Annotated in this window: 11 protein-coding genes; 7 read left to right on the forward strand and 4 right to left on the reverse strand. The window is 39.9% G+C overall.

What is annotated here, in order from left to right:
* Positions 1 to 11 precede the first annotated feature (11 nt).
* Positions 12 to 1,862: a polysaccharide biosynthesis protein gene (locus ADH54_RS10510; protein ID WP_001035713.1), complete on the forward strand. Its 1,851-nt coding sequence runs from the start codon at positions 12 to 14 to the stop codon at positions 1,860 to 1,862.
* A 113-nt stretch (positions 1,863 to 1,975) separates the two neighbouring features.
* Here the strand turns inward: ADH54_RS10510 and ADH54_RS10515 are convergent, their stop codons facing one another.
* Genes ADH54_RS10515 through sdaAB form a run of 3 tightly spaced genes read right to left on the reverse strand, consistent with a single transcriptional unit; the run spans position 1,976 to position 4,182 of the window.
* Complete coding sequence (locus ADH54_RS10515; protein ID WP_049525099.1) at positions 1,976 to 2,608, reverse strand: HAD family hydrolase; 633 nt, start codon at positions 2,606 to 2,608, stop codon at positions 1,976 to 1,978.
* 21 nt (positions 2,609 to 2,629) lie between these two features.
* Positions 2,630 to 3,502: an L-serine ammonia-lyase, iron-sulfur-dependent, subunit alpha gene (sdaAA, locus tag ADH54_RS10520; RefSeq protein ID WP_049525100.1), complete on the reverse strand. Its 873-nt coding sequence runs from the start codon at positions 3,500 to 3,502 to the stop codon at positions 2,630 to 2,632.
* An 8-nt stretch (positions 3,503 to 3,510) separates the two neighbouring features.
* The gene (sdaAB, locus tag ADH54_RS10525; RefSeq protein WP_000838912.1) at positions 3,511 to 4,182 is read right to left on the reverse strand and encodes an L-serine ammonia-lyase, iron-sulfur-dependent subunit beta; all 672 of its coding nucleotides are present in this window, start codon (positions 4,180 to 4,182) and stop codon (positions 3,511 to 3,513) included.
* Positions 4,183 to 4,423: 241 nt separating this feature from the next.
* Here sdaAB and ADH54_RS10530 point away from each other — a divergent pair, with 241 nt between their 5' ends.
* Positions 4,424 to 5,047 (forward strand): M23 family metallopeptidase, encoded by a 624-nt coding sequence (locus tag ADH54_RS10530; protein WP_049525101.1) that lies wholly within the window; start codon positions 4,424 to 4,426, stop codon positions 5,045 to 5,047.
* 21 nt (positions 5,048 to 5,068) lie between these two features.
* Here the strand turns inward: ADH54_RS10530 and ADH54_RS10535 are convergent, their stop codons facing one another.
* Entirely contained in the window at positions 5,069 to 5,935 is an 867-nt protein-coding gene (locus ADH54_RS10535) for a helix-turn-helix domain-containing protein (protein ID WP_049525102.1), read from the reverse strand.
* Between the two features lie 322 nt (positions 5,936 to 6,257).
* On the opposite strand from ADH54_RS10535, the gene ADH54_RS10545 reads away from it, so the two are divergent.
* From ADH54_RS10545 to ADH54_RS10565, 5 genes are all read left to right on the forward strand, one after another.
* Positions 6,258 to 6,845, forward strand: a complete 588-nt coding sequence (locus ADH54_RS10545; RefSeq protein ID WP_049525103.1) for a hypothetical protein — start codon at positions 6,258 to 6,260, stop codon at positions 6,843 to 6,845.
* Between the two features lie 285 nt (positions 6,846 to 7,130).
* Positions 7,131 to 9,239: an amino acid ABC transporter permease gene (locus ADH54_RS10550; RefSeq protein ID WP_049525104.1), complete on the forward strand. Its 2,109-nt coding sequence runs from the start codon at positions 7,131 to 7,133 to the stop codon at positions 9,237 to 9,239.
* Positions 9,236 to 9,877, forward strand: coding sequence for an ABC transporter ATP-binding protein (locus tag ADH54_RS10555; protein ID WP_049525105.1), 642 nt, complete (start codon positions 9,236 to 9,238; stop codon positions 9,875 to 9,877). The genes ADH54_RS10550 and ADH54_RS10555 overlap by 4 nt, the downstream gene beginning before the upstream one ends.
* Before the next feature lie 206 nt (positions 9,878 to 10,083).
* The gene (locus ADH54_RS10560; RefSeq protein ID WP_049525106.1) at positions 10,084 to 10,890 is read left to right on the forward strand and encodes an ABC transporter substrate-binding protein; all 807 of its coding nucleotides are present in this window, start codon (positions 10,084 to 10,086) and stop codon (positions 10,888 to 10,890) included.
* A gap of 16 nt (positions 10,891 to 10,906) precedes the next feature.
* Positions 10,907 to 12,103: an argininosuccinate synthase gene (locus tag ADH54_RS10565; RefSeq protein WP_004242043.1), complete on the forward strand. Its 1,197-nt coding sequence runs from the start codon at positions 10,907 to 10,909 to the stop codon at positions 12,101 to 12,103.
* Positions 12,104 to 12,109 lie beyond the last annotated feature (6 nt).

The raw sequence follows: 12,109 nt of genomic DNA on the forward strand, positions 1-12,109 counted from the left end.
AGTAAATTTCTATGAATAAAAAACTCACAGATTATGTGATTGATCTGGTGGAAATTTTAAATAAACAACAAAAACAGGTTTTCTGGGGAATATTTGATATTTTGAGTATGGTGGTTTCCATCATTGTATCTTATATTTTATTCTACGGATTGATTAATCCAGCACCTGTTGACTACATTATCTATACGAGTTTGGCCTTCCTGTTCTATCAATTGATGATTGGATTTTGGGGGCTGAACGCTAGTATTAGTCGTTACAGCAAGATTACGGATTTCATGAAAATCTTTTTTGGTGTGACTGCTAGCAGTATCTTGTCATATAGTATCTGCTATGCCTTCTTGCCACTTTTTTCAATCCGTTTCATCATTCTCTTTATCTTGTTGAGTACCTTCTTGATTTTATTGCCACGGATTACTTGGCAGTTAATCTACTCTAAACGCAAAAAGGGAAGTGGTGATGGGGAACACCGTCGGACCTTCTTGATTGGAGCTGGTGATGGCGGAGCTCTCTTTATGGATAGTTACCAACATCCAACTAGTGAATTAGAACTTGTCGGTATTTTGGACAAGGATTCTAAGAAAAAGGGCCAAAAACTTGGTGGAATCCCTGTTTTGGGTTCATATGATGATCTGCCTGAATTAGCCAAACGCCATCAAATCGAGCGTGTTATCGTTGCGATTCCGTCGCTTGACCCGTCAGAATATGAACGTATCTTGCAGATGTGTAATAAGCTGGGAGTCAAATGTTACAAGATGCCTAAGGTTGAAACCGTTGTTCAGGGACTTCACCAAGCAGGTACTGGGTTCCAAAAAATTGATATTACGGACCTTTTGGGACGTCAGGAAATTCGTCTTGATGAATCGCGTCTGGGAGCAGAACTGACAGGTAAGACAATCTTAGTCACAGGTGCTGGTGGCTCAATCGGTTCTGAAATCTGTCGCCAAGTTAGTCGCTTCAATCCTGAACGCATTGTCTTGCTCGGTCATGGGGAAAACTCAATCTACCTTGTTTATCATGAATTGATTCGTAAGTTCCAAGGGATTGATTATGTACCTGTGATTGCGGATATTCAAGACTATGACCGCTTGTTGCAAGTCTTTGAGCAGTACAAGCCAGCTATTGTTTATCATGCGGCTGCCCATAAGCACGTTCCTATGATGGAGCGCAATCCAAAAGAAGCCTTCAAAAATAATATTCGTGGAACTTACAATGTTGCTAAGGCTGTTGATGAAGCTAAAGTACCTAAGATGGTTATGATTTCGACAGATAAGGCGGTTAATCCACCAAATGTTATGGGAGCAACCAAGCGCGTGGCGGAGTTGATTGTCACTGGCTTTAACCAACGTAGCCAATCGACCTACTGTGCAGTTCGTTTTGGGAATGTTCTTGGTAGCCGTGGTAGTGTGATTCCAGTCTTTGAACGTCAGATTGCTGAAGGTGGACCTGTAACGGTAACAGACTTCCGAATGACCCGTTATTTTATGACTATTCCAGAAGCTAGCCGTCTGGTTATCCATGCTGGTGCTTACGCCAAGGATGGAGAAGTCTTTATCCTTGATATGGGTAAACCAGTCAAGATTTATGACTTGGCCAAGAAAATGGTCCTTCTAAGTGGACACACCGAAAGCGAAATTCCAATTGTTGAAGTTGGAATCCGCCCAGGCGAAAAACTTTACGAAGAACTCTTGGTTTCGACCGAATTGGTTGATAACCAGGTTATGGATAAGATTTTCGTTGGTAAGGTCAATGTCATGCCTCTAGAAGCTATCGACCAAAAAATTGAAGAGTTCCGAACTCTCAGTGGAGATGAGTTGAAGCAAGCCATTATCGCCTTTGCCAATCAAACCACCCACGTTGAATAAAAAAGAAAAACGCATATTATCAGGTCAGTACAGAAGAACCTTGGTAATATGCGTTTTGTTATGTAGAAACTTGCTCCATTTTCTTCTGAAATGGGGTTGTCGCCCAGTCTATGTTATTGAAAATACGCCAAAACCTCTAATGGTTTGTGGGCGATATAATCAGGTTGATAGTCTAGTAGATCTGCTTGCTCTCCAAATCCCCAAGTGACGGCCAATTTCTGAATGCCTGTTTCTTGAGCCCCCTGCATATCAAACTTGGTATCTCCGATAATGATGGCTTGTTCTGGTGCTAGTTGATGTGTCTGCAAGGCTTGGCGAATGACATCTGCCTTATGGGGTGTTTCAGGGCTGGAACCATAAATACCATCAAAGAAATGAAAGATTCCCAAGTTCTTAGTCATGTCTTGAGCGGTTGGAGTATTCTTTGTAGTGGTGATGTAGAGAGGGTAATTCTTAGATAGTTCTTGAAGCAATTCTACAATCTGAGGGAAAAGTTGAGCTTCATGGATGCCTTTTGCCTTGTAGTAGGAACGGTATATCTGGACAGCCTCAGAAATTTGGTCTTTGGGAAGGCAGGTCGCAAAACTACTTTCGAGAGGTGGTCCCATAAAACCACGAATCGTTTTGGTATCAGGGCTAGGCACCCCGAGTTCCTTAAAGGTATAGGTAAAGGCATTGTGAATCCCGATAGAACTGTCAACGAGGGTTCCATCCAGATCGAAAAAAATCGCTGTGATAGAGGTCATGGTTTCTCCTATTTGATAAACTTATTCTCCGAAAATTTCTTTTTGGAGGCGACGACCAGTAGGTGTGGCAGCGAGTCCACCTTCAGCTGTTTCACGAAAGGCAGTTGGCATGCTTGCTCCTACTTGATACATGGCATCGATAACCTCATCCACAGGGATTTTAGATTCGATACCTGCCAAGGCCATGTCTGCTGCGATGAAGGCAAAACTAGCTCCCATAGCATTGCGCTTGACGCAGGGAACTTCGACCAAACCGGCAACAGGGTCACAGATGAGGCCTAGCATATTTTTAATGACAAAGGCAATGGCCTGGCTGGCCTGATAAGGTGTTCCGCCTGCAGCTAGAGTCAAGGCTGCAGCACTCATAGCAGAGGCCGAACCAACCTCGGCCTGACAGCCACCTTCAGCACCTGAGATAGAGGCATTGTTTGCGATGACTAGTCCAAAGGCACCGGCAGCAAAGAGGAAATCCAGCTGTTGTTCGTGATTGAGGTCTAATTTTTCAATCGCAGCAGTTAGAACGGAAGGCAGACAGCCAGCACTTCCTGCGGTCGGAGTGGCACAAACCAAGCCCATTTTAGCATTGTGTTCATTGACTGCGATGGCATTTCGGGCAGCAGAGAGAATCGTGTAATCTGACAGAGTTTTTCCGTTTTTAATGTAGTGATCCAATTTTGCAGCATCTCCACCTGTCAGGCCACTACGAGATTTATTTTCATTGAGGCCAAGTTGGACAGAGGCTTTCATGACTTCCAGATTGCGTTCCATGAGAAGGAAGACTTCTTCACGTTCGCGACCGGTCAATTCAAACTCTGTTGTAATCATTAGTTCTGCGACATTTCCTTGAAAGTCCAGATCTGCTTGCTCGACCAATTCTTTGATAGAATAAAACATGCTTCCTCCTATTTAAAAAAATTGACATTGTGGAGATGAGGGATTTTTCGAATTTCTTCGATGGCCTCATCACAGTTGCGACTGTCGACTTCGATAATCATAATAGCTTTTTCACCAGCTTTTTCACGAGTAACATTCATCTGGGCGATATTGATACCATAGCGTGAAAGGGCCTCTGTTACGAGGGCAATCATACCTGGAATATCTTGATGAACGATGATGATAGTCGGTGTATTCATATTGAGAGAGACGGCAAAGCCATTGAGTTCGGTGACCTGAATGTTCCCTCCTCCGATAGAAATACCAGTCACGCTGATGGTTTTATGGGCATTTTTAACGGTAATTTTAGTGGTGTTTGGGTGAGGGGCATTGCTGTCTTTCTGAATGGTCCAGACAATCTTGATGCCACGTTTGTGGGCAATCTCCAGACTGTTTGGGATTTCAGGATCATCTGTATCCATGCCTAAAATACCTGCAACAAGGGCTAGGTCTGTTCCGTGACCACGATAGGTTTTGGCAAATGAGTTAAAAAGTTGGAATTCGACTTCTGTCGGAGTATCATCAAAAATGGAAGAGACAATCTTCCCAATACGGACAGCACCAGCGGTATGACTACTAGATGGGCCAATCATAACTGGTCCGATGATATCAAAGACAGATTGAAAACGAAGTGATTTCATCAGTTTCCCCTTATAAAAATTCTTATCTCTATTATATCAAAGAATAAAGGTCTTGGCTTTAATTGTAGATGAAAACCTTTCTAATACCTTAAATAGCATAAAAATAGTATCTTTTATGACAAAAAATACCTTATTTAGGGAAATAAAAAATAATTTTGTAATATTTCTACATAAAAGTGTCAAGAAACAGTAATATTTAAAGGGTATGATAGAACTATAGAAAGAAGGAGAATTTTCAAATATGAAATCAACAACTAAAAAGATTAAAACAACTCTTGCAGGAGTAGCTGCCTTGTTTGCAGTATTTGCTCCATCATTTGTATCTGCTCAAGAATCATCAACTTACACTGTTAAAGAAGGTGATACACTTTCAGAAATCGCTGAAACTCACAACACAACAGTTGAGAAATTGGCAGAAAACAACCACATTGATAACATCCATATGATTTATGTTGGTCAAGAGTTGGTTATCGACGGTCCATCAGCGCCAGTAGCACCAGCTTCAACGACTTATGAAGCTCCAGCTGCCCAAGATGAAGCTGTTTCAGCTCCAGCAGCAGAAACTACAGAGGTGGCAGAAGAAGAAACTCCAGTAGCAAGCGCCCCAGTAGCAGAAGAAACGGTTGCTTCAACTGTAAGCGGATCTGAAGCAGAAGCCAAAGAATGGATCGCTCAAAAAGAATCAGGCGGTAGCTACACAGCTACAAACGGACGTTACATCGGACGCTACCAATTGACAGATTCATACTTGAACGGTGACTACTCAGCTGAAAACCAAGAACGTGTAGCAGATGCCTACGTTGCAGGACGTTACGGTTCATGGACAGCCGCTAAAAACTTCTGGCTTAACAACGGCTGGTATTAAGAAAATATAGAAAAGGAAGTCTCAATGGCTTTCTTTTTTGTTTACAAAGATGTTAACTTCACGCTCTAGCTCTGTTAGTAAGTGCTCATCTTCTACTAGTTTAGCTAAGGAGAGTCCATTCTCTATTAACTGAGCATCATTAGCACAAATGCCGATACGAATATAGGCAAACGCAAGTGTATCATACTGTTTGCTTGCTTTTGCCTCCTCTAAGAGAGTGTAGCAAAGCTGTTTGCAAAGCAACTTATCACCATTGTAAAGATAAAGAGTTGAGAGATTCAGAAGTAACATCATACGAAGCTGAAAGATAGAACTATAGTGTTTATAAACCTCTAGTCGTTCGAGAATTTTTCCGGTAATCTGATGAATATACTCTATAGGAAAAGCAAAGAGAATGGTATTAAGGACTTTGAGGTCGCTCTCATACCAAGTATCTTGTTTCTCAATCTTATCCCATAATCTATTTACAATGTTGTCAACCTTACTTGACAATTTTTCTATCCCATTTTCACGGATGTAGATAACGATTTCGAGCATATCTTGTAACTGCTGGATGGGGAAATCATGATGTGTTTTTAGATAATGTTGACATTTTTTGAGTAATTTACTTAAGTCGCTCGTACCACTAATAGAAGCCATTTTTAGAAAAGTCTGCATGATAGTTGATCGTTCACTTGGGTGGTAGAGATGGCAAATATAGTCAAACTCTTCAAAACTCATATTGATTTGACGGAGAAGAAACTCCATATTTTCATATTTAGGAGTTGCCTTACCACTTTCAATCTTTGATAGGCTGGTTCTTGAGAGAACATTTCCACAGACCTCTTCTTGAGTCAAGCCTTTTGACTCGCGTATTTCTTTATAGATCTTTCCGAAATCATAACGCATAATTTTCTCCTTTTCGTGAAAAAAGTTAACAAATAATAAAATCCAATTAAAAATATTGTATCATAGTAATATAAAAAGTAGAAAATAAAAGTAAAATAAGCTTGATGTAATTTTAGAATGAGCTTAATGACTATAATGATGTAGCTAGAAAAGGGGTGGAAAAATGTTTAAAAATAAGGAGCTTTTTAGAGTAGTCATGATATTTGTGATAGGAATCATCCTCATTTTAATGACACCAGTCTTATTTAAAGTTGTGATGGAACTATTTTCAAAATAAACACGACTCTGTTTTAGGCAGAGGTGTGAATCAGGAGGTTAAGTGATGAACTACAATTTAAAATATCTTTTATCAGGAATATTTGTCCTAGTCTTTATAGGTTTCCTAGTCTGGATGCGTTATTTTAATCAGAAGAAGGAAGAAGCGCATTCGGATGTGTCTTTTGAAGCGAGGTTAGATAGTGAGGTCAAGGCCTTATATAAACAACTAGGATTGGGTGAGGAGCCTCAGTATTTCTTAGCGTATCGCTACCTACATCCTTGGTTTGATTTGGCTATTTTACCACCAACAGTTGAAATTTTCTTAACTAAAATAGCGCTGGTGATGGTAACTCCAGATGAACTACTGATAAGAAATATTGGGAATGGGATGACTTTCACAAGTGAGCATCATCGTGATTTGCGACAAGGACTTATCCGCATTCCAAAATCAGAGATAAAAGAATTTGAGATTCGCAACTGGAAAAAAGTTTTTATATTGGGCGATTTTTTGACAATTAAAACAAGCCAACATAGCTATTATTTACAGGTTAGAGATGATGGACTTCAAAGAGGAAGTCTCTCTACCAAACATTTCTCCGACTTGAAACGACAAGATTTTCTCGGGTTATTGACAGATAAACGGACATTTTGATTGACAATTGCCCTAACAGCTTATTGTAAACTTTGCAAATAAGCTGTGAATACTAGAATCCATTCAGAAAGGCAATTCCTATGAAAAATAAAATTTTAATCATTGTTTATATTTTAGCCTCGCTAATCATCAGTTTTATAATCTTTTCACTTTTACATATTGCTTTTAAATGGTGGACAACTTTGGCTATAAGTGCAGGATTTATTTACACCTACTTAAAATTTAGTAAAAAATAAAAAGTACCTGCACCTATCTCGCTTTCGTCTCTTCACGGGAGGTATCTCTATGAAAAAAATCAGTCATCTCTGTATGATCCTGCTCTTGCTGTGTACTACGTTTTTTGTCCTGAATGTAAATGTTACACGAGAAATAGTGCGGATTCAGGAGATGGGCAAGACAACTTATTCATTTGACTTGTACTTGAAAGATGTCACTAAACCGACAGAAACGATTCTCCAATTTTTTGAAGAGGTTGCAAATCAAGACAAGGTCTCTATTATCAAAGTAGATAATGGCGATGAAGCCGTCAAGGCTGGTGTTTTTAATAAGGAAACCTTCCCCTATCAGGAGTTCGGTCTGACTTCTCTTGATTTTTCAAAGAATGAGAAGGGAGTCTACAGCAACCAGGATCTTCCCAATAATCTAGGAACCATTCCCACCTTTTTAAAGGTGAAACTCATTCGACTCCAGACCTTCCAATCTTATATTGAGGATAAATCCCATACTGTAAATGGGCGCTACATGATTACCTCCAGCAAAGAGATAGATCGTGATACCATTCTACAAAAGTGGAGTGATTTTTTCCAGATAGATAAGACGATTTTGTTAGAACCCACTTACCGAAGTCAGGTTGGAGTGCTAAATCAAGAGTTGTTACTATCTATCATTATCTTTATCTTGGCAATCTTGCTTGTGATTTTAATGACAGTTTATCAGCCGATGATGGAGATGAAACGAGTGGGGGTTCAAAAGTTACTTGGTTTCCAAAGCAGGGCGATTTTAGCTGGTTTTGTAAAGACTAATTTTTATCTTCTCTTGGGTGGAAGTCTTATCATTGACTTGGGACTATTTTTAGTGCTGGACTACAGACCAAAACTTCTGTTCCCAAGTTTACTCTTATCCCAATTTCTGCTTTTACAGTTGTATTTGTTCATCAGTTGGCTGACCTACCTGATGATTCAGAAAATGACAGTCAGCTCCATGTTGAAGGGTTTTTCATCTGTCAAACTTGGTCTCATCTTCAATTATGTGATGAAAATAGGGACAACTATTTTACTGACAGCCTTACTGATTGGGGTGGGCAGAAGTCTAGAACAAGAAAACAAAGAACTTGCTTATCAGCAACAGTGGGTAAGCCAAGGAAATTACCTGACCTTGGAAACCTTCAAACTCAATGATAACCTGTGGCAAGAAGAGCTAGCAGGTTCAGGGAAATCTACAGATTATTTCTACCAATTTTATCAAGACTTGCTAGCAAAAACACAAGTAAACTATGTGCGAAGTACGAGTCTTCCTATCAAACCAGTCATCAAAGCTGAACAAGTGCAGCACTACCAACTGCCTGATAAGGTAGATGTTTACTATGCAAACCGTCAATTTTTAGAGAGCAAGGGATTCAAGTTACCAGATACCAGCACTAAAAAGGTGATTTTGTTGCCAATCAGTGACAAAGGACAAGAAGGCAAGAATCAGTTCTTGGGAAAATCCATCGCCTATCTTTCTATGAGGTATGAAGATCAGCAAAAGCAAACAATAGAAGATATGGATGTAGAAATTGCCTACTATGAAGGAGATTGGTCTTTCTTCCCTTATAATAATGAGCGAAAGGAAAATCTCCACAATCCAATCATTAGTCTGGTCAATGATTCTGATATGATGTGGGATGAGAAAGCCTCCCTGTCAACAACTGGCTTAAATAATCCGATTAAAATTGAAAATACGGTTCAACATCAAAAAGAGATTACAGAGTTAGTTGAGAAATTGTCAGATGGAAATTATTTAAAATTTTCATCGATTCAAGCAATTCAAGAGGGGATAGTTGATACCTATCGGGATTCTGTTCGTAATTTTAACGTTCTTTTTGCCTTATTTGCTCTTCTCAGTATGATTGTCTCCTACTTTTTACTCGTTACTACTTTCTTGTTGAAGCGCAGGGATATCATTACCAAGAAGTTTATGGGGTGGAAACTGGTCGATCGCTACCGTCCTCTCCTCGTTCTGCTCTTGCTGGGCTATAGTCTCCCTCTTCTAGTCTTGATTTTCTTTGCCCATGCGCTCTTGCCACTCCTGCTGTTTGCAGGCTTTACATGTTTGGATATACTATTTGTGCTAGCCTTGGCTTCTAGGATGGAGAAAAGAAGTCTAGTAGAGTTATTGAAAGGGGGCATCTTATGATTGAGTTAGAAAATATTGCCAAAACCATTGGAGGAAAAGTGATTTTGGATAACTTATCTCTCAGGATTGAGCAGGGAGAGTTGGTTGCCATCGTTGGAAAAAGTGGTAGTGGTAAGTCGACCTTGTTAAATTTATTAGGTTTGATAGATGGTGATTATAGCGGACGGTATGAGATTTTTGGTCAGACAAATCTAGCAGTCAATTCTGCTAAGTCACAAACAATAATCCGTGAACATATCTCTTATCTTTTTCAAAATTTTGCCCTGATTGATGATGAAACGGTCGAGTACAATCTCATGCTGGCACTGAAATATGTGAAATTGTCCAAGAAAGACAAGCTCAAAAAGGTGGAAGAGATTTTAGAGAGAGTAGGTTTGTCAGCTACTTTGCATCAAAAGGTCTCCGAGTTATCTGGTGGGGAGCAACAACGAATTGCAGTTGCTAGAGCCATCTTAAAACCCAGCCAGCTGATTTTAGCCGATGAACCTACAGGTTCGCTGGATCCTGAAAATAGAGATTTGGTCTTGAAATTTCTCTTAGAGATGAATCGAGAAGGGAAAACAGTTATTATTGTGACCCACGATGCTTATGTAGCCCAACAATGTCATCGTATCATTGAATTGGGCAAGGGGGAATGAGTTAGCTCTGCTTATTTTGACTGACTGAATACTCATGTTTTTCAGAGATAAATAGCATAAATACGCCTAGGAATGACATTTTTATGTAGTATTTCTAGGTTTTTTTGTTTCAAATTGAAAATTTTTTCAATTTAGGCTTGACAAACGATGAGTATAGGAGTATTATTTATACAACCAAAAAGAATAAACATAAAGGAGGCTTTGTTATGAATAAGATGAAGAAGGTGTTGATGACGATGTTTGGTTTAGTGATGCTCCCCCTACTATTTGCTTGTAGTAACAATCAATCGGCTGGAATTGAAGCCATCAAGTCCAAAGGAAAATTGGTTGTAGCCCTCAATCCAGATTTTGCTCCATTTGAATACCAAAAAGTGGTTGATGGGAAAAATCAGATTGTGGGTTCAGATATCGAATTAGCCAAGGCTATCGCAACAGAACTAGGTGTCGAATTGGAACTATCTCCCATGAGTTTTGACAATGTACTGGCTAGTGTTCAATCAGGAAAAGCTGACCTTGCCATATCTGGTGTTTCTAAGACAGATGAACGGAGCAAGGTGTTCGATTTTTCAACTCCCTACTATACTTCAAAAAATAAGCTCATTGTCAAAAAATCTGACTTGGCCACTTATCAGTCTGTCAACGACTTAGCGCAGAAAAAGGTCGGAGCGCAGAAAGGTTCGATTCAAGAAACGATGGCGAAAGATTTGCTACAAAATTCTTCCCTTGTATCTCTGCCTAAAAATGGGAATTTAATTACAGATTTAAAATCAGGACAAGTGGATGCCGTTATCTTTGAAGAACCAGTTGCCAAGGGATTTGTGGAAAATAATCCTGATTTAGCAATCGCAGACCTCAATTTTGAAAAAGAGCAAGATGATTCCTACGCGGTAGCCATGAAAAAAGATAGCAAGGAATTGAAAGAGGCAGTCGATAAAATCATTCAAAAGTTGAAGGAGTCTGGAGAATTAGACAAACTCATTGAGGATGCCTTTAAAGCGTCCATTGAAAAATAGAAAGAAGGAAAAGAACATGAGTAAAGAAAAAGTAATTTTGGCCTATTCTGGCGGTTTAGACACATCAGTTGCTATTACCTGGTTAAAGAAAGACTATGATGTTGTTGCAGTTTGTATGGATGTGGGTGAGGGGAAAGACTTGGATTTCATCCATGATAAGGCTCTCAAGGTTGGGGCAGTCGAATCTTATGTCATTGATGTTAAGGACGAATTTGCTACAGATTATGTGCTAGTGGCTCTTCAGTCACATGCCTACTATGAACAAAAGTACCCCTTGGTATCTGCCTTGAGCCGCCCTCTGATTTCTAAAAAATTGGTTGAAATCGCGCATCAGACAGGAGCGACTACAATTGCTCATGGTTGTACAGGTAAGGGGAATGACCAAGTACGTTTTGAAGTATCGATTGCAGCCTTGGATCCCAATTTAAAAGTGATTGCGCCAGTTCGTGAATGGAAATGGTCTCGGGAGGAAGAAATTCATTATGCCAAGGAAAATGGGGTGCCTGTTCCTGCTGACCTTGACAATCCCTACTCTGTCGACCAAAATCTTTGGGGACGTGCCAATGAGTGTGGTATTTTGGAAAATCCATGGAATCAGGCTCCAGAAGAAGCCTTTGGCATCACAACTTCTCCAGAGCAAGCTCCAGATACGCCAGAATACATTGAGATTGAGTTTAGTGAAGGTGTTCCAGTTTCCCTCAATGGAGAAGGGCTAAAATTGGCAGATTTAATTCAAAAACTCAATGAAATAGCTGGAAAACATGGGGTCGGACGGATTGACCACGTGGAAAATCGCTTGGTGGGGATTAAATCAAGAGAAATCTATGAGTGTCCAGGTGCAGTGACTCTGCTGACAGCTCATAAGGAAATTGAGGATTTGACGCTTGTGAGAGAAGTGGCTCATTTTAAACCAATCATAGAAAATGAATTATCAAATCTCATTTATAATGCTTTGTGGTTTAGTCCGGCTACACAAGCCTTGATTGCTTATATTAAAGAGACCCAAAAAGTTGTCAATGGGACTGCAAAAGTTAAACTCTATAAGGGGAGCGCTCAGGTCGTGGCTCGGAAATCACCAAATTCACTTTATGATGAAAATTTGGCGACTTATACCAGTGCGGATACCTTTGACCAAGATGCAGCTGTTGGCTTTATTAAGTTGTGGGGTCTTCCAACCAAGGTTCATTCTGAGGTTCAAAAAAGCGCCAAATAGGACGAT

Source organism: Streptococcus pseudopneumoniae, from assembly GCF_001072315.1.
Taxonomy (GTDB): domain Bacteria; phylum Bacillota; class Bacilli; order Lactobacillales; family Streptococcaceae; genus Streptococcus; species Streptococcus pseudopneumoniae_R.